The sequence below is a fragment of the Microcoleus sp. Pol12B5 genome (assembly GCF_036701335.1).
Taxonomy (GTDB): Bacteria; Cyanobacteriota; Cyanobacteriia; order Cyanobacteriales; family Microcoleaceae; genus Microcoleus.
Window position 1 is genome coordinate 20260 of record NZ_JAUBQQ010000043.1, and the last position, 22726, is coordinate 42985.

Below are 22726 nucleotides of genomic sequence, written 5' to 3' on the forward strand. Positions count from 1 at the left end.
CCTCATTATTGGAGCTATTTTTGTATGACCAGCAGCTACAGCGCCGACCAGATTCAAGTTCTCGAAGGTCTCGAAGCAGTCCGTAAACGACCGGGGATGTACATCGGTACCACCGGCCCGCGAGGACTCCACCATCTAGTTTACGAGGTTGTGGACAATTCCATAGATGAGGCGCTGGCTGGCCACTGCACTCACATCGAGATTGACATCAACGCCGACGGTTCTGTTACCGTGACAGACGACGGCCGGGGTATTCCGACCGGCATCGTTGCCAAGACTGGCAAATCGGGAATAGAAACAGTAATGACTGTACTCCACGCCGGCGGTAAATTTGGCGGTGGTGGCTACAAGGTTTCTGGAGGATTGCACGGTGTAGGTATTTCTGTTGTTAACGCGCTGTCCGAGTGGGTAGAAGTGACAGTTTGGCGCGACCAAAAAGAACATTTACAGCGCTACGAAAGAGGCAATCCAGTTACTGAACTTAATGCCAAGCCCAACAAAGGCACTCGCACCGGCACTTCTGTTTCTTTCTTGCCAGATACTCAAATATTTAGCACTGGGATTGAATTTGATTACACTATACTCGCTGGGCGCTTGCGAGAATTGGGTTACTTGAATGCGGGCGTGAGAATTACGTTTAGCGACCACCGTTTGGAACTGCTTAAAAGTAGCGAACCTCGCATCGAAACATACTGTTATGAGGGCGGTATCAAGGAATATATCGCCTACATGAACCGCGACAAGCAGCCTCTGCACGAAGAAGTGATCTATGTGCAAGGAGAACGCAACAACGTACAGATAGAAGTGGCTTTGCAGTGGTGCGTTGATGCTTTTAGCGACAACGTTCTAGGTTTTGCTAACAACATTCGGACGATCGACGGTGGCACGCACTTAGAAGGTCTGAAGGCAGTTTTGACGCGGACGATGAATTCGATCGCCCGCAAGCGCAACAAAATCAAAGAAAACGAGCCCAACCTCGCCGGCGAAAACGTTCGCGAAGGTTTGACAGCAGTAATTTCGGTCAAAGTCCCAGACCCGGAATTTGAAGGCCAAACTAAAACTAAGCTAGGAAATACAGAAGTTCGGGGAATTGTCGATTCCTTGGTAGGCGAAGTATTGACAGAATATTTAGAGTTTCGCCCCCAGGTAGCTGACGCTATTTTGGAAAAAGCTATTCAGGCATTTAAGGCCGCTGAAGCCGCCCGCCGTGCCCGCGATTTAGTGCGCCGAAAATCCGTCTTAGAATCGTCTCCTTTGCCTGGAAAATTAGCGGACTGTAGTTCCAGAGACCCTGCCCTGTCAGAGATCTACCTGGTGGAGGGGGATTCGGCAGGCGGATCGGCAAAACAAGGGCGCGATCGCCAATTCCAAGCAATCCTGCCTTTGCGCGGTAAAATTCTCAACATTGAGAAAACCGACGATGCCAAAATCTACAAAAATAACGAAATTCAGTCGTTAATTACAGCCCTGGGTTTGGGTATCAAAGGTGAAGAATTCGACCCGGGACAATTGCGGTATCACCACATCGTAATTATGACTGACGCTGACGTAGATGGTGCTCACATCCGCACGCTGTTGCTGACTTTCTTCTACCGCTATCAGCGCGCACTTGTAGACCAAGGTTACATCTATATTGCCTGTCCTCCTCTTTATAAAGTGGAACGGGGACGCAATCATTACTACTGTTACAGCGATCGCGAAATGAACAATCTCATCCGCAATGAATTTCCGGCGAATGCTAACTACACGATTCAGCGGTTCAAAGGTTTGGGTGAAATGATGCCGACACAGTTGTGGGATACAACGATGAACCCAGAAACTCGGACGCTGAAACGGGTGGAGATTGAAGACGCTGCTGAGGCCGATCGCATCTTTACGATCTTAATGGGCGATCGTGTCGCCCCCCGCCGCGAATTCATCGAAACCTACGGCCCCAAACTCAACCTCCTCGACTTGGACATTTAAATTAGCCATTAGCTAACAGTCGATGACGAACGACTAACGACTAAACTTTTGCAGTAGTTTGAACCCTTGTGCCTTCCGAGGCACAAGGGTTTCTGCTGTTTGAGGTCGGTAGATTTTGTTATAAAAATTAATACAATCTCTCATCAAATCGATCTAAGGTAAATGCTTAGGTAAATTTTAGATTTTTGGCGCATCCATCAACTACCACAAAAATAGAAGGTTGGACAATATAGCATGAGCATCAATTTAGCGACCAAATTGCGTGAGGGAACCAAAAAGTCCCACACAATGGCAGAAAACGTCGGTTTTGTCAAGTGTTTTTTAAAAGGCGTTGTAGAAAAAACTTCTTACCGGAAGTTAGTAGGAAACCTCTACTTTGTCTACTCGGCAATGGAAGAGGAAATGGAACGTCAAAAGCAGCATCCGGTTGTTTCAAAAATTTACTTTTCTGAGTTGAATCGCAAACAAAGCTTAGAGCAAGATTTATTTTACTACTACGGTGCAAATTGGCGCGAACAAGTAGCTCCCTCAGCCGCAGCTAAAGCTTATGTGGAGCGAATTCACGAGATTTCGGCGACAGCACCAGAACTGTTAGTAGCTCACTCTTATACTCGCTACCTTGGCGATTTATCTGGCGGACAAATCCTGAAGGGAATTGCCCAGCGCGGCATGAATCTTACCGAGGGAGAAGGCACTGCTTTCTATGAATTCCAGGATATTCCTGATGAAAAAGAATTCAAAGCTAACTACCGTCAGGCTATGAATGAACTGCCGATTGACGAAGCAACAGCAGAACGAATTGTTGACGAAGCTAATGCAGCTTTTGGCATGAACATGAAGATGTTCATGGAGTTAGAAGGCAATTTGATTAAAGCAGTCGGTCAGATGCTTTTCAATACCCTGACGCGGAAGCGCGGTGGCGCCAGTACCGAATTGGCTACTGCTGATTGAGCCAACACTCATTGGCAATAATTTAAGCCTCGTTTAAGAGGAAAACTTTAAATCCTGGGGGTTTGATGGCTGCTTTTACAGTCACCAAAGCTCCGGGATTTTGCATGGCGGGCGATCGACTTTTTAACTCACAACTCAACAATATCACCTTCCCACGCCGCGATCGGGAGGCTCCTCGTCCGGGACAGGCAAAGAAGTTGGCCTTACTTGCCGCTCCAAATACTTACTCAAAGCGTAAGCGATATCCCAGCGAGTCATCGGCTTCAAAGGATTAATCTTATTAGTTGCGATATCAACATTAACAAACCCTTCATAAAGTGCAGTAGCTATAGACTTTCTAGCCCAATTAGGAATTTCACCGGCATCGGGATACTTAGCTAAAATTTCGGAAATGCTGGCATCAGGAAACTGAAAAACCCCGTAAGCTTGAGCAAAAATAGCTAAAGCTTCCGCGCGAGTCACCCTTTGATTAGGGAAAAACATTCGGTCGCGATATCCACTCATTGTTCCCGTTTTCAAAACAGTTTGAATCGCACTGTAAGCCCAGTAACTCTTCGGTACGTCCGGCAATTCTTTATCCGGTTTCTGAGCGGTTTTCCGCCGTTCCAAACCAAAAGTTTTTACTAAAATCACCGCCAAATCGGCGCGACTGACAAGACCCTCAGCATTAAAATTGCCACTCGCATCTTTATTCATCAACCCTGCACTCACAACCCGGTCGATCGGGTCAATTATTTCTTGAGATTGAACTGCCATAGGCACTCCTTGCAGTAGGGCGATCGCAAAAAAAATACTCACTAACCTTTTCACGATTTTAATCCTTTCTGTCGCTAAAACAATCATGAAAACAGCAGTAATATTTTTTCCGGTTCCCTCGGTATTATTCTGTGGTTTCGGCGGTGCGCTAGATTTGGGGATTATATATTAAAATCCAACATTTGCTTCCGGCAAAGCGCCCTGCATTTTACCCAACCAATCAATCAAATTATCCAATTGCTTTTGAGCCGTTAAAACCGCCATACCTCGAATAGTAACCTTCCCCTTGCTGTAGACAAAACGAGAGCGCAAATGTTCCGGCAAATTAGCTTTGAGCAAATTCCAAGCAGGCTCTTCCATCGTAGTTTCCAAAACTATGTTCTGCTTATTCTCCGGTTTGATACGAGAAAAACCGATTTTTTTAGCAATTTGTTTGAGCTCGACCACACGGATAAGTTGCTGGGCTGGCAGAGGAATTGGTCCATAGCGATCGCACCAATCAGCCTGAATCTGCTGTAATTCTTCAGGGGTATTAGCAGAAGCCACAGACCGGTAAGCGCTCATCTTTTGATCCAAATCTGCGATGTAATCGGCAGGAATAAACGCCGTCAAAGTTAGGTCAATTTGCGCGTCCTCAACTTTCGGAATTTCCTGACCCTTAATTTCCCGAATAGCTTCCTCTAACATTTCAGCATACAAATCAAAACCGATCGCCTCCATTTGACCAGATTGTTCAGTACCCAAAACATCACCCGAACCGCGAATTTCCATATCTCGGACAGCCAACTGATAGCCTGAACCCAACTGGGCAAACTCTTGAATTGCCCGCAGCCGCTGCCTTGCAGCATCAGAAAGTTGGTTCTGCTTGGGATAAAACAGCCAAGCATGAGCTTGAATCCCCGCGCGTCCCACCCGTCCCCGCAACTGGTAAAGCTGACCCAAACCAAACTTCTGCGCGTCTTCAATTAAAATAGTATTGACTCGCGGAATATCCAAACCCGACTCAATAATCGTCGTACACACCAAAATATCGAAATCTGCCGCACTGAAAGTCAGCATGATTGATTCTAGTTCCGACGCCTCCATTTGACCGTGGGCGATCGCAATTCTGGCAGACGGAACCATCTCCTGCAACTGAGTGGCCAACTCATCAATCCCCTCAATCCGTGGCACCACGTAAAAAACCTGGCCACCTCTGTCCAATTCTTGACGAATTGCCGATCGCACCGTTTCTGCGTTATAGGGAGCCAAATGCGTCTGAATCGGGCGCCTGCTGGGAGGCGGAGTCGCAATTAAACTCATCTCGCGAATCCCCGACAGGGACATATACAAAGTCCGGGGAATCGGCGTTGCTGTCAAAGTCAGAACATCTACCTCTGTTTTGAGAGATTTAATTGCTTCCTTTTGTTTAACTCCAAACCGCTGTTCTTCATCCACCACCAACAAGCCCAAATCCCGAAATTTAATCGCTTTGCTCAAAACAGCTTGAGTACCCACAATCACATCTAATTCCCCAGTCGCCAAACGCTTGTGAATCTCCCGGCGCTCGGTTTCAGTCCGAAAGCGATTGAGCAAACCAACTTCGATCGGATAAGGGGAAAAACGCTCCGAGAGCGTGTGATAGTGTTGTTGGGTTAAAATCGTCGTCGGCGCGAGCAAAGCCACCTGTTTGCCCGCCGTAACGGCTTTAAAAATTGCTCTCAGAGCAACTTCTGTCTTGCCAAAACCGACATCCCCGCAGACCAAGCGATCCATCGGTCGATCGCCCTCCATGTCGCGTTTCACATCCTGAGTTGCCTTCAACTGATCCGGGGTTGGCTGGTAAGGAAAAGAATCCTCTAATTCTTGTTGCCAAGGCATATCAGGAGGAAAAGCGTAACCTGTTTGTTTAGCTCTTTTAGCATAAAGATTCAGCAAATCCACTGCCAATTTTTTAACAGCTTTGCGAACCTTTGTTTTAGTTTTTTCCCAAGTTTGGCCTGTCAGCTTGTTGAGATCCGGTACTTTATCGCCTACAGTCCGAAACCTCGACAAAGCGCCCAATTGATCGGCCGCCACTCTCAGAGTACCGTCAGCGTATTGCAGCACCAAATATTCGCGAGTTTCGCGATCGATCGTCAAGCGTTCTAACTTGAGAAATTTACCCACTCCGTGCTGGCGGTGAACCACATAATCACCAGGGCTTAATTTATTCGGGTCTACTTGCTTAGAAGCAGCACGACGGCGCTTGCGGACGTAGCTAAAAGTAGCGAGAGAATGCTGACCGTAAAATTCCCGATCGGTAATTAAAACTATCCGAAAAGTCGGCAGAATAAAACCTTCCAATTCTGCCAGCCCGCTGTACTTCAAAGCAACCGGAACGTGCTGCAATTGCAACTTGTCGATCGCCAAATAATCGCGCGGATTTACCACAAACTGAGCCGGACAGTCGTGTTCCGACAGCAGAGAAACCGATCGACTCGGTTGAGCAGAAACCAGAAAAATGGTAAAACCCCGATCGCGCTCTTCCCTGAGCATTTGAGACAACTTAGCAAATTGGTGAGGCATCACCGGCACAGGCCGAGAAGCCAAATTAATCGCAGACGGTAGCTGGTCGCCCTCGGCAGAGCTTTGAAGTTTTTTAGCCGTAGAATCTTCGGCTAATTCAGAAAGTTCTAGCCGCTCGAAAGCTGCGACATCTGCCATAGATTCAGCAAACGTGCGGTGAATTTTTGGAACTTTCAAATTAGCAATTGGCAATTTTTCTGTAGCCTCACCAGCAACTGCCGATTCCCGATTGCAATTATTCCACTGTTCCTGTGCATTCTCATACCAGCGGTCACTGTGACCTTCGCACCCTTGCAGTTCGTCAATAACAACTAAAGTATTTTCTGTCAAATAATCCAACAAAGATGCAGGTTGCTCGAACGCTAAACCCAACAGCCTGCGGACAAATTTTTCGGCTTCATTTTCTGGGTATACAGAGACTAGTTGGTTAATTTCGTCAATATTTTTTTCAGATAAAACTGCTTTAATAATTGTGTTAAAATTAGTGGGAGTTAAAACTAATCGATCGACCTTATCGAGCGATCGCTGCGAAGATGGATCGAACTCCCGAATTTGCTCCAAATCATCCCCAAACCACTCCAGCCGCACTGGCAACTCCGCCGCTACCGGAAAGACATCGACAATATCGCCCCGGCGACTCCACTGCCCCTCCATTTCCACCAGAGTCACCCGATCGTACCCCATCGACACCAGTTGTCGGTCAAGTATCTTCGAGTCTTGAACCGCACCTCGCTTCAGCGTCAGACAGTAGGGTTCAAAAGCAGCAGGTGGCGGCAAGTGAGACTGGAGAGCTCTTTCGGTAGCTACAATCGCGATCGGCTTAGAATTAGCGTTTGTTTCTCGTTTCTCGACCAAATCCGCCAGCACCTGCATTTGTCCCCAAGTCATTTCGTTCTCGTCAGAGTAAGATAGCTCGTAGGGTGAAGCCTCCGAAGTCGGGTAAAAATGTACGGTTTGCCAGCCCATCGCCTCTAAAGAGGCAACCCAGCGGCCGGCTTCTTCCAGAGTTGCTGTTACTGCCAATAAGTTTCGCCCCTCTTGCTGTGCGAGGGCAGAAGCTACCAAAGCTTTAGGCAAACGGGCGATGCCGGACAGTTGCACGTAGCGATGGCGCTTGAGCTTGTTGAGGAGTTCTGTTGCTAGGGGCGATCGCCCCAGGGTACGAATTATTGAAGAGAAAGTCATGCGCTTTTAATTTTAATCCCTGATCGGCGAAGGCTCTTTCCCTTTGCCTGTTAAGGAGATTGTACGACAAACATCCATGATAGTGCCGCTCTGATGTTGACGCATGGGAACTTAACTAGAGATAGATTTCTGCTTTAATATGTCGATCCTGCGATCGCGATCAAGCCAGTTCCGTTAATATAGGGCCAGGTTTAGAAAAAATTTCGATTTTGCGATCGAGATTCGCAGCTTCCAGACCTCTCCTGTGACTGCACCCAAAGACGGATACAAGCCCCCGACTCAAGTTGTGAAGATCGAAGAATTTTAGACTTTAGGGAAATCCCCCAGATACTGGCGGCGTCGTCAATCTAAAATCTAAAATCTAAAATCGACTAACCGGGCACAGCGCTTTGCCGTTACTACCGAAAATTTTAGAAATGTCCCCAAGTACCGATATTCTGATTGTTCTCCTGCTGGTTTTCCTCAATGGCTTATTTGTGATGTCAGAGATGGCCATCATCTCTGTACGGAAGGTGAGACTGCAACAGATGGCCAACCAAGGTTCGATCAATGCCCGCGTAGCTTTGGATCTGGCTAATGCCCCCAATCAGTTCTTGCCGACAGTTCAAATCGGGATTACGATGCTGGCCATTCTGTCGGGCGCTTTCGGAGAAACGACAATTGCTAAAAGGGTAGAGCCTTTGTTGCGGCTGATTCCTGCCCTAGCGCCCTATTCTCAGACGATCGCCTCAGTAGTAGCAGTTTTAACCATCACTTATCTGACCTTAATTATTGGCGAACTTGTGCCGAAGCGGCTAGCGCTCAACAACCCGGAACCCATCGCCTCAAGCGTAGCAATTCCCATGCGAATGCTCTCAAAAATTGGCGCTCCTGCGGTTTTTCTGTTAAGCTATTCCACTGACTTAGTGATGCGGATCATGGGAATTGTGCCTTCTACAGAACCGCAAGTTACAGAGGAAGAAATTAAAGTTTTGATCGAGCAAGGAACAGAAGCCGGAACCTTTGAAGAAGCCGAACAAGATATGGTGGAAAGAGTGTTTCGTTTGGGCGATCGGCGAGTCAGCGCCTTAATGACTCCGCGTCCCGATCTTACCTGGCTCGACCTCGACGACTCAGTAGAAGAAAACCGCCAAAAAATGCTCGGCAGTGGTCATTCTCGGTTTCCCGTGTGTCAGGGAGGACTCGACAACGTTGTCGGTTTAGTACACGTTACTGATATGCTGTCTCGGACTTTAACTGGTCAACCGCTAGATTTAAGCGCTTCTTTACGACGACCGTTATTTGTACCGGAAAGCACGCGAGGTTTAAAAGTATTAGAACTTTTCAAACAATCTAGCAATCAAATTGCCTTGGTAGTAGACGAATACGGTGTCATTCAAGGATTGGTTACAGTCAACGACATTTTAGTGGAACTCGTTGGCGACTTTCCCTCGATTGAAGATGCTGACGAACCTCAAACCGTGCAGCGCGAAGACGGTTCTTGGCTGTTAGACGGAATGCTAGCAGTCGAAGATTTTTTTGAGCTATTTGGAATCGAAGAGTCAGCAGAACACAAAGGAAGTTACCACACAATGGGCGGTTTTGTGATTACAAATTTGGGCAAAATTCCCACAGCAGCAGAGCATTTTGAGTGGAACGGTTTGCGCGTGGAAGTAGTCGATATGGACGGGAATCGAGTTGATAAAATCTTGGTAATGCCGATCGACTCAACGGGCGATCGACCTAAAACCCAACCAAAAACCTAAAATTTAAACTCAGCGGTAAGGTGCGCTAGGCGCACCCTATATCCACCATTCAGCGGATATTTCAGACCTACTTTTTTTTGCTTCTACCCTCATCTTTCCGCAAAGATTCCAGAATAGAACGGCCCACATAATTGCTAAAAACCACCTCTCCAGCTTGATTGTAGTGGCAGCAGCTATCTACATAAACAGCTTCTTTAGTGTTGTCAAAAACATTAACAGCATTCACTAGAGTGATATTATTTTTTTTCAAATTCGGAAACTTATTGAAAAGAGCCGGATATCCAATTTGTACAGATTTAGCATAAGGAGTATCCTTGTTAAAAGCAATCTGCTTTTCGGCTTCACCAAACACCCTTTTCGTCTGATAATATTGATTAGGCTGAAGAACATGAAAATAAGGCACGTTACTAGCAGACAGAACTTTGTGCATAAAAATTGAACTTTTCACCCAATTCTGTGCCATTTGTTCAAAAGCTAATGAATCTTGTAAAACAGACTTATTAGTATTGATGTAAATAACACTACCACTGTCATCTTTTTTTTGTTGAGTCCGTTCTTTTTCAAACTTAATGACATCGGTTTTATAGTTATTAACTAGATTTTGAACGTAAACCGAAGTCAAAGCATCGCACGCAGCTAAAGAGCAGTTTTGCAAACGTTCCAAGCCCTGATTAATCCTAGCTTTATTTTCTTGGATTCTGATAGTTGCTTTCATTGCTTTGGTAGAAAGGCTATTATTGGCCAAGCTAGTCAGCGGCAAAATATGCTGAATGCTTGGCATCGCCAAATCGATTTGATTTTTATTGTTTAAATTAGAAAGTGCTACTTCATTAAAACCATCTATATTGACGACCATATCCAGTTCTTGTCCTAAAGCCAAAAAATAATTTAAAATTAATAATTGCTGCGGTTGTTTATACCCTCCGGTAGCAAAAGACAAAATTATAAATTCTTTATCTTTCAAACCCGGAAGCTGCTTTATGTATTGAGGTAAAATTTTGTTTTGAACTTCAAATACTCCATAATTAGAAGCCACAGAACCGCCAAAAACTCCGATAATAAATTGATTTTTCTTAGTTTTTTTCAAAGGGTAATCGTAAGGAGAGATAAATCCGTAGTTGTTAACCTTAAAACCAGGGCGAAAATCGGGGCCTGGTTGTTGAATAAATCCCAAAAAAGGATGAAACCTTTCAACAATAGACTGATTCAGCCGCACTCCTTCTAAATTAATTCCTAAAGCCGACTTATCTTGCGTATTTTCCCTAGTATAGAAAAATTGCTTGTGCTTGACAAAATACCATGCCAAAGAGCCAAGTTCCAGGAAAAACAGTAAAAACGCTAAGTTAATTAAAGCAATTTTTAGAAATCCTTGCCCTTTTTTGATAAATTTAAAATCTTTCATAAACCTCTATTTCGACTCTCTTACTACTTTAATAATAGAACTAGAAACATAGTTTGCCAATACTTCGTCTCCGACTGAATTATAGTGGCAGCAGGCATCTTTGTAAACCGTTTCTTTTGTATTGTCTAAAATATTCACTGCGCTAAACACATTAACCCCAGCTTTTTGCAAATCATCGACTTTGGACAACAATACTGGATAACCTTTTTTCACACCTTCAATGTAAGGACTCTTCTGGTCGATCGCGATTTCGTTTTCCTTGGCGGTAAACGCTCTCTTAGTGGGATAATACTGGTTGGGCTGGATAAAGTGAAAATACTTAATCTTTCTACTTGATAAAATTTGATTCATCCCGATCGACGATTGGTACCACATCGATGCCATTTTGTCAAAAGCAGCGGCATCCTGCAAAACAAAGTCAGCTTTGGGAATATATACTATACCGCTATTTGCCGTGTCTGGGTTGGATTGTTTGACTTGTTGATCGTACTTGACAACTGCTTGCTGGTAATTGTTGACTAATTGTTTCACCTGTAGCGAGGTGACAGCGTGACACAAAGCAAGTTGACAAGTTTGCAATTTGTCAATACCTGCTTTCAATTGTTTTTTGTTTTCGTTAATTTTCACGATCGAACTCATAGCTTCCGGTGACAAGTTGTTGTTGGCTAAACCAGTCAGAGGCTGTATGTGCTGAACGCTGGGCATTCCTATTTCTACTTGGGCTTTGTTGTTTAAATTTGACAGTGCTACTTCATTAAAACCGTCAATATTGATGACTAAATCTAATTCTTGACCCAAAGCCAGAAAGTAATTTAAAATTAATAATTGTTGGGGCTGTTTGTAGCCTCCATTCCCAAAATTTAAAACAATAATTTCCTTGTTTGCAAACTCTGGGTAAGTCTTCAATTTGTTAGACAATCTTCGATTTACGTATTCATCAAGTGCAAAATTATTCGCAACTGAACCCCCAAAAACTCCGATAATAACTTGATTTTTATTTGTTTTAACAAACGGATATTGGTATAGTGAAAAAAAGCCGTGTTTGTTGACTTTTAACTTTAATTTTTCATTGGTAAAAGCACCTTGTTTGAGTACATAGCCAAAAAGTGGGTGCAGCCTTTCTACGATAGATTCATCAAGTCTAATGCCGATCCTTTCAATATCTTCTACTACTTTTTCTTTGGCTTTAGTTCTGGTATAAAAAAACTGCTTTTGGTTTATAAAATAAAAAGCTAGCGATAAAGCTTCCAGACAAATAAAGGCGATCGCCAAATTAACCGCGATTATAATTAATATGTTTTGGTTTTTTTTCGGCGTCGTTGAATCTTTCATGAAATTTGACTGATTACGGTTGTTTTTTGGGTACTTGAGACTGCTTCAAATTTTCGCACAAATTTCGGTTGATGAGGATACTAGCCAGTCGGTGTCCGAGTTCATTCCAGTGACCCCCACAGGGTACAGAATTCTCAAAACCGTGGGCGCAGACTTGATATTTTTCAGTGTAACCTTGGATCTGTTCGGATAAATTCAGTACCCGAAAACCCTCGCGCGCGCCCAATTGTTCCAGCCGCCTATCGGGATAAAACAAATCCTGAATGTTGTTCTTTCTCATGAAATTTTTTCGCCTCTCGGTCTCCGGTATAACTTGCATCGGATCGCCGATCGTCACAACCAAGAAATCGGCATTTTTCTGCACGACTTCATTCCGCATCGTCACAATCAAACCCTCTGTCACCCTCCAAGCCTCTTCCCAAGCTGCATTTTGAGGTTCTTTGAGGTTCAGGGTACTTAAAGTGGTAAAGTGTCCCGATAACTCCCGCTTTTTCCGATCTAAGTCTACTTTTTTAATGACCTGCAAAATGCGCGAATTGTTGACGATAAAACTGGGCATTCGGTCTACGAAAGAAACTGCTCTTTCGTTGCGATTGATCGGCGCCAGATTGCGAAAAGACATATCCGGTAATAACTTGCCGCTAGCATCATAAGCAAAAAATGGTCTGTATCGATCGTATTCCAATTGCGGCGAATTATTTATCACATCATTGCCAATAAAAAAAGCAAGAATTACAATATCAGGATTGTAATCCCATACTTTTTTTCGCAGCATTATCAATTCTTGAGCAGTACCGTAGCCCTGCACCCCGAAATTCATTACCTCAACATTTTGGCGTCCCTTAACAGTTTCGCAGTTGCCTAACTTTCGTTCCAATTTTGACCAGAAAGTTTGTTCGACAGGTACGTGAATTGCTTCGGTGAAAGAATCGCCCAAAACCGCAACGCGCAAAGTATTTGGAGGTTTTGCTTTTGTATGTTCACGATCGCGCAAACCCTCGCTATTCACCTGCACAAAACTCGCACCTTCCCCATTCCACTCCCCCGACGCGCCCGGTTTCAGCTTCCAGCCCAAATTTGGATCGGAAGTATGGAAACGAGTTGGCGCCGAGTCTACAAAATCTCCTATTTTTGGATAGCCCTCGACTTTAGCAACTCGCAATCCAATTTCGCCAATTACCACCCCCATCAATAAACCACCGAGTGTCAAGCCCAAATTGACACCCAAATTTTTCAACTTGCTCATTATTTCAAAACAGCGTGTAAATAAATGGAGCAATCACAGAACCCTGACTCAATACAATCAAAGCTCCCAAAAAGACTAAAGTCACAATGAGCGGCAACAGCCAATACTTTTGGCGTTCTTTCATAAACGCCCACAAATCTTTGAGAAAATCTAAAGTTGCTTCAAACACTTAAAAAGGACGCTCCATACTAACTTTGGTTCTTTCTTTACTTGGGACGCGGTAAGTATCCATTTTCGGATTTAGTTTTCGCCGCATTGCATCTTCGCCGAAAATCTTTTTGATTGCTCCCATCGGCCAAATTATAAGGTAAAAAACTATCCCTAAGACGATCGGCGTTTCGATTTTGTTAAGAATAATTCCAAAGCGCATCCACGCGTGATAGATGGGATTCAGCGATTTCGGCGCAACTAATCCTAGCACGATTAGGACTGCGCCGATTGCCCAGGGCCACCAAGGTAGAGAATGCCGCCGCAGTAAAGGTACTGCTAAACCGAACAGCACTGCAATCAAGCCGCCAATTAGCAGCCCGAAATCGCGCAAGCCTTTTTTGTCGAGTTTTTTAATTTCGTCGCTCATTAGAAATGGGGAATGGGGAATGGGGAATGGGGAATTAGTTATTAGTTATTCGTTCCAACTAATAACTAATGACTAATGACTAATGACTAATCTAGTTCAAATTCATTTTTCCAAGCATCATCTTGTTTCCAAGGAATTTGTTCGGACTTGGGAAGCAAGTAATTTTCCAAAACCAGATAGTCCATTTCGGTTCGCATGAAACAGCGGTAAGCATCCTCTGGAGTGCAAACAATGGGTTCCCCTCGGACGTTGAAAGAAGTATTTACCACAATAGAACAGCCCGATCGCTTTTCAAAATGGCTAATTAAGTCATAGTACCGAGGATTAGTTTCTTTGTGAACTGTTTGAATGCGAGCCGAGTAATCGACGTGGGTGACAGCCGGAATCTCGGAACGGGGAATGTTGAGCTTTTCAATGCCAAACAACTGCTCTTGTTCGGGAGTCATCGGAATGCGGAGACTGGATTTGACAGGTGCTACCAATAGCATATAAGGACTAGAATGGTCAATCTCGAAATAATCCGCAACTCGTTCGGCTAAGATTGACGGAGCAAAAGGTCGAAAAGATTCCCGATATTTAATTTTCAGGTTCATCACGGACTGCATTTTAGCACTGCGGGGATCGCCAATAATCGATCGACCGCCCAGAGCCCGCGGCCCAAATTCCATCCGCCCCTGGAACCATCCCACCACATTTCCCTGTTCCAAAATTTCAGCCAACTGCGGCATTAATTCAGCATCGTCCAATCGGTGATAGCTGGCTTTGACAGCATCCAAATATTCGAGAATTTCTGCGTCAGTAAACCTCGGCCCCAAATATGAGCCCCGCATTTGATCGTGACAAGTTAAATGAGTAACCGACTTCGCCACAGTTGCCACCGCTTGGTTGGCAGTGAGAACTTCAGTCCTCTCCTCAACCGCTGCGTTTGTAGTGGCAAGTTCAGTTTTGAGGGATTCTATACTATTTGCTGTCGAGTTGGCGCTCACAGTGCGAGTTTGTTCGCAATACTGATACCAAATCGCCAAAGCCGCGCCCAAAGCACCACCAGCATCTCCCGCTGCCGGCTGAATCCAAATATCTTTGAAAATACCTTCCCGCAAGAGTCTGCCGTTAGCAACACAGTTGAGAGCAACGCCGCCCGCCAGACAAAGATAATCGACATCCAATTCTTTTTTAACTGTTCTGCAAAGCCGCAAAACAACTTCTTCGGTAACAACTTGAATCGAAGCCGCAATGTCCATTTCTCGCTGAGTCAATTTTCCTTCAGCTTGGCGTGGCGGTCCTTCAAACAGTTCGTCAAACTTCTTGTTTGTCATGGTTAAGCCAACAGTATAGTTGAAATAATCCATGTCCAAACGGAAAGTTCCGTCATCTTTGAGGTCGATTAAATAGTTGAGAATCTTGTCTACATACTTGGGTTCGCCATAAGGTGCTAAACCCATGAGTTTGTATTCACCAGAGTTGACTTTGAAGCCAGTGTAATAGGTGAAAGCTGAATAAAGCAAACCCAAGGAGTGGGGAAAATCGATTTCCCACTGAGGTGTAAGTTGGTTCCCGTCTCCCAACCAAACCGAGGTTGTGGCCCACTCGCCCACGCCGTCGAGGCACAAAACTGCTGCTTTTTGAAACGGGCTGGGGAAAAATGCCGATGCTGCGTGGGATTGGTGGTGTTCGGTAAATAGCAGAGATGGCAGTTTATTTGTTTTGCAGTTTGCTATTGCTGCCAGATCTCTTTTGAGCATGGTTTTGAGGTAAAGCTTTTCTTTGAGCCATATTGGCATGGCTTTTAGGAAAGAGCTAAAACCTTGGGGTGCGTAGGCTAAATAAGTTTCGAGAAGGCGCTCGAATTTGACTAAAGGTTTGTCGTAAAAGACTATTCGATCAAGTTCCCGCAAATCTATTTTCGCTTCTTTCAAGCAATAAGCGATCGCATTCTTAGGGAATCTGGCGTCATGCTTTTTGCGGGAAAATCTTTCTTCCTGCGCTGCTGCTATAATTTCTCCGTCGCGAATTAAGGCTGCGGCGCTGTCGTGATAGTACGCCGAGATTCCAAGTATGTTCATCGCTCTCCTCACAAATCGCAATGCGTTTGCTTTTGACTATTTAGAATAGCTAACGATTATAGCTGCTTAAGTGCTGATTGGGAATTGAATTTTGGGATCGCCTCTAATTTTACCTGGATCGATGTCGGTGCAAAGTCCTCGGACGATCGGCTATTAGACAGCATTTAAGTTAGCGCCGGCTTATCCTGCGCCCCCAAGCTCTGAAGTAAGTTACTACCGGGAATTGATAAAATTCACCTACCAACCACAGCACAATGCCTAAATGGGACAAAAAAGCTAAGCCTGTCCAAGCTAGGGGCAGCCACGACAACCGGCTGCCGGGAACCGGGGGAAAATAGTAAGCTGAAAGCCCCAGCAAGGTAGTGGGAAGGAAAATTAGACCAATAGCCGCTGCCCAGTAGGGCCATCCGAATTCTACGCCTTCGAGGTGGGCTCCTATCCACTGTTTGCCGTTCCAGTGCCATGTTACCGGCGGTTGGCGATCGGCCATTTGGAGCGATTGTCTTTCAACGCTTGCGGTATAAATGTGCTGGCAGAAGTTGCAAGCTAGGGCGTCCATCAGCGCTAGGGTGGAAATTTGACCGGTGCGGCACACGGGACAGGGATATGTATCTTGAGGGTTGAAAGGTCGGGTTGATTTTTTGAAAAGCTGCATAGATCAGGCTGTTTGTCAAGATATTGAGCGATCTTAACAAAGTACAAAGATTATGGGTTGGCTGAAGGTGGTTTTTGTATCTAGATTGTTGGTGATTTAACAGGTTTTTTCACGCTTACGGGCCCCACGGGTTAATGCGGGTTGATATTAGACCTCTCCAATCATTATTATGGTGGAACAGGCATCCTGCCTGTTCAAGACTAGCAATTCTTGCGATGTCTATTGAATGATTCGGATTAATTGCGGTGATTGTTGCTGTACCGAATTCGGGCTCCTGCCCAGTGAAGTTTTTCCCTCAAAGTGTTGAAATAAGAATAGTTTTCCCGCAAAATGATAAACTTGGCTTCGCAGTCCGCCCTCCGCACGTCTACGCGCTGTCCTGGCCAAATTGCAGTACCCAAAATGCCGTCTGTCCAGAGTTTGGTACTGAGTTCGTAATCTGCTAAAGGCCAAATGCTGACGACGGAACCGGGGGGGAGGACGATCGCCCGACTAGATAAACTCAAAGGGCAAATCGGAGTAACGGCGATCCCCTCCATTCCCGAGTGCATAATCGGCCCGTTGGCAGATGCGGTATAGCAAGTCGAACCGGTGGGAGTTGCCACAATTAAACCGTCGCCTTGATACTGATCGACTACTTCGCCGTCAACTTCCATTTCTAGAATACAGCTCGGCATTCGATCGGCTGAAGCAGGTTTGACACACATTTCATTTAGTGCCAAAAATCGATCGCTTTGGGGTTCGAGATTGCTTCTGTTTCCCTCAAAAACTGTTGCCTGCAACATCATCCGCTTCTGCACAGCATACCTATCTTCCGAAAGTCTGTCCCAAATCTCCTCAGTATTTTGGAAATCCTCAAAAGACTCGGTTAAAAAACCCAGATGTCCCCCCACATTCGCTGCCAAAATCGGAATGCCGTCAGCCGCCAAATTCCGCGCGGCAGCTAGGGCCGTACCGTCGCCGCCCAGCACTACCGCTAAATCAATTGGGCTGTTACTAGAAGCTAAAAACACAGGATACGGGTTATCTTTCGGGCCACTGGGCCCCATTAAAACGTGACACCCGCGACTTTCTAATTGGCGAGCACACTGTTCTGCCCACCGCTGGCTGAGGGTATCTCTGGCTTTGTGGGCGATAATTACTTGTTTTAGTTGCACAACCTATCGATTTTAGATTTTAGATTTTGGATTGTGAGATTTTAGAGTGAGTGAAAGATCTTAAAATGTTCGATTGTCGATCGGCAAATACGGCAATGACATCAACCCTCTGCTCTATCGACACTGACAACTCCCTCTAATCCTTTCTGATTGTAATTTAAATCGCACTCACTGCGGTTAAATTGATAAATATTCATCATTGGGACGATATTGGGATTGCTATCAAACAACTTGCTGACATTTTTATCTGAATAAACCACAGCCCTGCCGCTCGTGGGGTGGTAACCACTAATAACAAGGAAACCCGGACGGTGGCTGTGATGGTGGTGCTGGAAAGGTTGAGGCTACTCAAAAGGTAGTTTGTTGCAATTTATTCATAATCATATACGCGGATCGTCGTATTGTTTCCAAAGTTTATTTTGAGCAGTATTGATCTACAACTAGCAGAAATAAAGGAGGCGTTAATTATGCCTGATAGCATGACGCAAATTCTCAAAGCTGGTCCTCCAGGAAATAAACGCAACATCGCTGTCCTTGGAGACGGCTTCGCAGAAGCCGACCAGAACGTTTATAACCAAAAAGTCAAAGAGATTCTTCTAGATGGAGTGTTCGGTCATGATTATTTCTATGAAGATGCTCAAGCTTTCAACATTTACCGAGTCAACCTGATCTCTAACGATTCAGGGGTCAGCCAGCGAGTTTATGACGAAAAGGGAACTCCCGCCGACCCCAGCGATGACGTAATTGTCAGTACGACCCTGCGAAATACAGCACTTAGGTACATTTTCAACGGTTCTTGGGCGCACTGTTGGTTGGAAGAGGGTGCTAACACGGCAACCCTCGTTCAAAATGCCCTCAACACCTGGGTCCCCGATTACGACCTTGTTTTGATTATCCTCAATGAATCTGGCTTCGGTGGCTGCGCGTGGGGGAATAAACAACACGTTACCCTTGGCTCAAGTTGGGAAGTGATGGCTCATGAATTTGGACATGGGATTGGCAATTTAGCAGACGAGTACTGCCAACCAGGCACTTATATTGGTGGAGAGCCAGGATCTGTCAATATTACCGTCAATAGTAACCGAGCAACGCTCAAGTGGAGGCGATTTGTCAACCCCGCGACCCCAGTTCCCACGGGAGTCAATGCCTCGCCAAACTCGGGAGCCTGCACTAACCATAATCAGGGAACGAAACCGTTAGGTTGGAGCAGTAGTCAGGATGTGGGTCTATTTGAAGGGGCACAATATCGCGACAAGGGTATTTACCGACCAGTGGAAAATTGTCGCATGCGCGGGAACTCGCCCCCATTTTGCCCGGTATGTTACACTGCGCTCAAAGAAAAACATCACCCGTATACGGGACGAACCTTTTCCAAGTGCTATGCGGGGGACTTTAACGGCGACGGTAAGGACGACCTGCTCGTTCATAACGACAACTCGATCCAAATCTACCGCTCCAATGGCTCTAAACTCGACATGGTTTTTAGTGTAGTGGAAAGAGTTCCAGGTTCCTGGCAATTTAAACCGAATGACCAATTCTATATCGGCGATTTTAATGGGGACGGTAAAGATGAAGTCGTAATTTACAATAGTACTGATTGGGGGATGGAATATCTTGGGTTGCTTGTCGATGATGGCAACAATGGTCTAGAGTTGGTTGCTCGTTACGATGACTCGATGCCCGGTTGGCAATTCCAAAAGAGCGATCGCTTTTATGTGGCTGACTTTGATGGCGATGGCAAGAAAGACCTGTTTGTCTTCAACGGTGTGGAGTGGCCTACCCCCTATCTGGGAATGTTGAGGTCTACAGGGTCAGGATTTTCCCTGGTGAAACGCTACGACGGTAGCCTCCCCAGTTGGCAGATGGGCAAGAACGATCGGCATTACGTGGGTGACTTCGACGGAGATGGAAAAGAAGACTTGTGGGTGTTCAATGGCTCAGACTGGTCCATACCGTATTTAGGCATTCTGCGTTCACAGAGTACCTTCCTATCCATGGTGAAGCGTTATGACAATACTCTACCGGGCTGGCAAATGAAACCCAATGACCAGCACTATGTGGGTGACTTCAACGGAGATGGGAAAGCGGATCTGTATATCTTCAATGGGCAGGACTGGTCGATGGCATACATGGGGATGCTCAGCTCGAATGGTGCTTTCCTGAACATGGTGAAGCGTTATGATGACAGCGTTCCTGGTTGGCAGATGCGTAAAAATGACTCTCACTACATTGCCGATATCAATGGTGATGGCAAAGTCGATCTCTTTGTATACAACTGCAAAGACTGGTCGCGGGAATACCTTGGGACGATGATTTCCAATGGTTCTGCTCTAAGCTCTAATTGGGTTGAGGATTGGGTCGGCGAATGGAATTTAGGAGCAGTTGACCAGTTTATTCCTTGTAATTACGAGGGAGTTGCTGGCAAGCGCGATCTATTTGTTCATAACCAAAACTGGTTTGGCATGATCCGAGCAAATCCCGTCCTCTCACTCCAGAAAATTTACTACCGCTGGATTCACAACTATCACTACGGTCGCAATTGGTAATAAGAAGGAGCCTAACCATGATTGATAAATTGACATCCAAATCTAGGAGGGAAGAGGAACTGCCTTCCTCCAGAGAGAACGTTCAACTTCCTCAAATGAGTGAGGTAGCCCAAATTCAACCGGGAGTCATGCCCAGCCAGCCAGGATCTGGTAGCGAAGGTCTGAGCTTCATGTCAGCCATATCAGAAGAAGAGGGTATGGGATTGATGGCTCCAGTATCGTTGGAAACCCAGGCTAGACCAGACCAAGTAGAGCAATCAGACAAGCTCATGCAGCAGCAGTTGGCTCAAGAGAAATATATTCGTTTGCGTTTGCATATTGAGAACGCAGAACTTTCTGTCATTGGTGTACGTGTAGTGGAAGGTTCCCTGACTATGGAGAAGCACTTACAAGGTGAGGTACTCTATGAAGTCAACTCTGGTCAGACGCTAATAGCGGTTGGCTCGCTCCCCACACTGGGTGAAGTGCGAGGACTACCATATCCTGATGGTCTTCCAGAACAGCAGATGCATCATATCACTGAGCTATCGAGCGATGAATTTACGGTTCGGATTCCGCAGCAGGATATCTCCTTGGCATCTCTACCGGATCTGCAAATCACCGTCTATCGAGCCAAAGGCGGTGCTCCAGGTCAAGAACTCACTGCTGAACCACTCAGCATACAGTTTGGTGAGCAACTACGTAAGGTCGCTCAACTCCAGGGCATTCACTTGGAGACATTGCCAAACACTCTACAAGGGGAACTACAACAGGCACTCCAATAAACTGTTTCTGACGGAAATTTCTTTCCTCAATAGAACCGTGGATCTGCGTTACCGGGCTCTGCCTGGTAACGAGAAAAATTCCCCATTCTTTAATCGAAAATTGTATTACCCTTCCATACCTCGGGATTTCGGGCGGGGCCATGTAATGCTGGAGTCGGCCGCGAGTAGGCTAGAAACTGCGCTCGCCCCAAAGCGGTTGAGGTGGCTGGGGTCAACAAAATAGTCATTGCGGCCCGGCCACCGCTGCGAAAAGTCGCGGAAAGCGAAGCCTTTTTGTCGCGAGAGTTGCTGCATTCGTTGCCGGAACTGCTGTTCTGCCCGCAGGCGAGTTCCGTCTAAGTAGTCGTTGGTGAGGGGTAAATTGACGAAAATTAGGGGAATTTTGCGAGCTTTGGTAAATGCTACAACTGAGTTAAAGGCTACTGCTTGTTTGCCTCCGAGGTTGAAGTTTTTGTAGTCGCCATCGTACTGACCTGAAACGTAAGCGCGTTCTCGATAATAAGTGTTGGGATTGTACTTGCCCGACATCGCCATGAATCCGTTGGAGTCGATCGATTCTGCCAATTGGTTAAGTTGTCTGATGGCTACTGTTGTGCGTCGCGAGACTGGAATCAATTGTGCTTTATGAGTTGCTGCATTCGCTGCGATCGGTTTTAACTCATATCTTGCAGCATTTGAGGCAACGGGCAAGATGCCCGTTCCACTCGACAGGGATTTGATTGGGGGGTGGGTGTCAGCAATGGGCAAGATGCCCGTTCCACTCGACAGGGATTTGATTGTGGGGAATAGGGGTTGGGCATCTTCCCCGCCCCTGAAAGGTCGATCGACAGATGCCAATGCTTTGCGGAAAGTGTTGTTATCGCATGGCTGCGGGAATCTGTAACACTCGGGAATCACATTCGGTTCATCCAACTCTAGTTCGGGGCGAACGCCTGCGGCTAAAAGTTGACTGCCTTCAGAATCGACGATCGAATTAAAAGTGCGATCGTCCCGGCCGCTGTTAAATGCCCGCACACCATCGGCCCAGACAATCATTTGAGGCAAATGACCGGGCTTCAAAAGCCGCCGCAGTTGAAAGTCAACTACTTGTGCAGTTGCGCCATTGACTGAAAAGTTAAATACTTTTAAGCCCGGACGGCCCCTTTGGGCCAAAGATTGTTTTAGCTGTCTGGGATCGACGCCCTGCAATGCGCGGGAACTGCCGACAATCAAAACATCTGGTGGGCCGACCGCAGCAACGTAGGATAGGTAAAGTTGTAGTTGTTCGTTTAGCAAATCGCTGCTGAAGCTGACTGTACTGGCTTGCGATCTGGTTGCGCTCGCTTGCTGCTGAGAATAAACCAGGTTTCTCATGTACTCGATTACTTTTTTCTCCGCAAACGCCCGTCTGGGACTGCCGGGTGGAACGGCTTGCATCCAAGCGACGGCCTGCACCCACAGGGCCGCTACTTCGTCCCAGTCTTGTTTGGAATTGGCTGATTGAGCCAAATTAGAAGCTTGGGTGGCAAAGTTAATTGACTCCGTGAAGGCATCGTTTTGCGGGCAAGAGGGAAGGCTGAGGGATTTTCTGGTTTTGTTGCGGTTTTGAGCTAACAGAGATGTTGGGGACTGCGCTAGGACTGCGGATTCGTCGATCGAACCCGATGGCGCTGCGGTGTTGGGAGGCTTCGTTGACGAACATCCCAAAGTTACGGCTAATACAGCGGCTGCGGCGCAGGTACGTTTGAGGATGCTGGTGCTGATGCTAGCAATGTAGCGGCGAATCATAAAGCTTTCAGCGATCGCGAAACATTACTAGATATTACCGCAAACTGCCCATTCGTCTGCCGCCGCGA

The 22726-nt window shown here is 46.0% G+C and carries 16 protein-coding genes; 5 read left to right on the forward strand and 11 right to left on the reverse strand.

Annotated features, from left to right (window positions below; genetic code table 11):
* Positions 1-24: 24 nt before the first annotated feature.
* Positions 25-1965 (forward strand): DNA topoisomerase (ATP-hydrolyzing) subunit B, encoded by a 1941-nt coding sequence (gene gyrB / locus QUA24_RS17810; protein WP_333230996.1) that lies wholly within the window; start codon positions 25-27, stop codon positions 1963-1965.
* A gap of 234 nt (positions 1966-2199) precedes the next feature.
* A complete protein-coding gene (locus QUA24_RS17815) occupies positions 2200-2916 on the forward strand; it encodes a heme oxygenase (biliverdin-producing) (protein WP_333230997.1) in 717 nt (238 codons plus the stop codon).
* Positions 2917-3060: 144 nt separating this feature from the next.
* Here the strand turns inward: QUA24_RS17815 and QUA24_RS17820 are convergent, their stop codons facing one another.
* Positions 3061-3714, reverse strand: coding sequence for an S-layer homology domain-containing protein (locus QUA24_RS17820; RefSeq protein ID WP_333230998.1), 654 nt, complete (start codon positions 3712-3714; stop codon positions 3061-3063).
* Positions 3715-3840: 126 nt separating this feature from the next.
* Positions 3841-7404, reverse strand: a complete 3564-nt coding sequence (mfd, locus tag QUA24_RS17825) for a transcription-repair coupling factor (RefSeq protein ID WP_333230999.1) — start codon at positions 7402-7404, stop codon at positions 3841-3843.
* A 416-nt stretch (positions 7405-7820) separates the two neighbouring features.
* On the opposite strand from mfd, the gene QUA24_RS17830 reads away from it, so the two are divergent.
* Entirely contained in the window at positions 7821-9149 is a 1329-nt protein-coding gene (locus tag QUA24_RS17830; RefSeq protein WP_333231000.1) for a hemolysin family protein, read from the forward strand.
* A gap of 67 nt (positions 9150-9216) precedes the next feature.
* On the opposite strand, the gene QUA24_RS17835 is transcribed toward QUA24_RS17830, so the two are convergent.
* From QUA24_RS17835 to QUA24_RS17870, 8 genes are all read right to left on the reverse strand, one after another.
* Positions 9217-10551, reverse strand: coding sequence for a hypothetical protein (locus QUA24_RS17835; RefSeq protein WP_333231001.1), 1335 nt, complete (start codon positions 10549-10551; stop codon positions 9217-9219).
* Positions 10552-10557: 6 nt separating this feature from the next.
* Positions 10558-11883: a hypothetical protein gene (locus QUA24_RS17840; RefSeq protein ID WP_333231002.1), complete on the reverse strand. Its 1326-nt coding sequence runs from the start codon at positions 11881-11883 to the stop codon at positions 10558-10560.
* 13 nt (positions 11884-11896) lie between these two features.
* Complete coding sequence (locus QUA24_RS17845; RefSeq protein WP_333231003.1) at positions 11897-13129, reverse strand: SGNH/GDSL hydrolase family protein; 1233 nt, start codon at positions 13127-13129, stop codon at positions 11897-11899.
* 4 nt (positions 13130-13133) lie between these two features.
* On the reverse strand, positions 13134-13298 hold the full coding sequence (locus tag QUA24_RS17850) for a DUF5989 family protein (RefSeq protein ID WP_190657062.1): 165 nt from the start codon (positions 13296-13298) through the stop codon (positions 13134-13136).
* Positions 13299-13706, reverse strand: coding sequence for an SxtJ family membrane protein (locus QUA24_RS17855; protein ID WP_333209119.1), 408 nt, complete (start codon positions 13704-13706; stop codon positions 13299-13301).
* Positions 13707-13792: 86 nt separating this feature from the next.
* On the reverse strand, positions 13793-15769 hold the full coding sequence (locus tag QUA24_RS17860) for a carbamoyltransferase (protein WP_333231004.1): 1977 nt from the start codon (positions 15767-15769) through the stop codon (positions 13793-13795).
* A 169-nt stretch (positions 15770-15938) separates the two neighbouring features.
* Positions 15939-16424: a hypothetical protein gene (locus QUA24_RS17865; RefSeq protein WP_333231005.1), complete on the reverse strand. Its 486-nt coding sequence runs from the start codon at positions 16422-16424 to the stop codon at positions 15939-15941.
* A gap of 236 nt (positions 16425-16660) precedes the next feature.
* The gene (locus tag QUA24_RS17870) at positions 16661-17581 is read right to left on the reverse strand and encodes an NAD(+) kinase (RefSeq protein WP_333231006.1); all 921 of its coding nucleotides are present in this window, start codon (positions 17579-17581) and stop codon (positions 16661-16663) included.
* 419 nt (positions 17582-18000) lie between these two features.
* On the opposite strand from QUA24_RS17870, the gene QUA24_RS17875 reads away from it, so the two are divergent.
* Positions 18001-20127, forward strand: coding sequence for a M64 family metallopeptidase (locus QUA24_RS17875; RefSeq protein ID WP_333231007.1), 2127 nt, complete (start codon positions 18001-18003; stop codon positions 20125-20127).
* A gap of 17 nt (positions 20128-20144) precedes the next feature.
* Positions 20145-20891, forward strand: a complete 747-nt coding sequence (locus tag QUA24_RS17880) for a hypothetical protein (RefSeq protein ID WP_333231008.1) — start codon at positions 20145-20147, stop codon at positions 20889-20891.
* A 105-nt stretch (positions 20892-20996) separates the two neighbouring features.
* Here QUA24_RS17880 and QUA24_RS17885 read toward each other — a convergent pair whose 3' ends face one another.
* Positions 20997-22658, reverse strand: a complete 1662-nt coding sequence (locus tag QUA24_RS17885) for a hypothetical protein (protein ID WP_333231009.1) — start codon at positions 22656-22658, stop codon at positions 20997-20999.
* Between the last annotated feature and the right edge of the window lie 68 nt (positions 22659-22726).

Bases quoted from the DNA above. Each gene is read 5' to 3' on its own strand.
- gyrB (WP_333230996.1), top strand. From the start codon at position 25: ATGACCAGCAGCTACAGCGCCGACCAGATTCAAGTTCTCGAAGGTCTC.
- QUA24_RS17815 (WP_333230997.1), top strand. From the start codon at position 2,200: ATGAGCATCAATTTAGCGACCAAATTGCGTGAGGGAACCAAAAAGTCC.
- mfd (WP_333230999.1), bottom strand. From the start codon at position 7,404: ATGACTTTCTCTTCAATAATTCGTACCCTGGGGCGATCGCCCCTAGCA.
- QUA24_RS17830 (WP_333231000.1), top strand. From the start codon at position 7,821: ATGTCCCCAAGTACCGATATTCTGATTGTTCTCCTGCTGGTTTTCCTC.
- QUA24_RS17835 (WP_333231001.1), bottom strand. From the start codon at position 10,551: ATGAAAGATTTTAAATTTATCAAAAAAGGGCAAGGATTTCTAAAAATT.
- QUA24_RS17840 (WP_333231002.1), bottom strand. From the start codon at position 11,883: ATGAAAGATTCAACGACGCCGAAAAAAAACCAAAACATATTAATTATA.
- QUA24_RS17845 (WP_333231003.1), bottom strand. From the start codon at position 13,129: ATGAGCAAGTTGAAAAATTTGGGTGTCAATTTGGGCTTGACACTCGGT.
- QUA24_RS17855 (WP_333209119.1), bottom strand. From the start codon at position 13,706: ATGAGCGACGAAATTAAAAAACTCGACAAAAAAGGCTTGCGCGATTTC.
- QUA24_RS17860 (WP_333231004.1), bottom strand. From the start codon at position 15,769: ATGAACATACTTGGAATCTCGGCGTACTATCACGACAGCGCCGCAGCC.
- QUA24_RS17865 (WP_333231005.1), bottom strand. From the start codon at position 16,424: ATGCAGCTTTTCAAAAAATCAACCCGACCTTTCAACCCTCAAGATACA.
- QUA24_RS17880 (WP_333231008.1), top strand. From the start codon at position 20,145: ATGATTGATAAATTGACATCCAAATCTAGGAGGGAAGAGGAACTGCCT.
- QUA24_RS17885 (WP_333231009.1), bottom strand. From the start codon at position 22,658: ATGATTCGCCGCTACATTGCTAGCATCAGCACCAGCATCCTCAAACGT.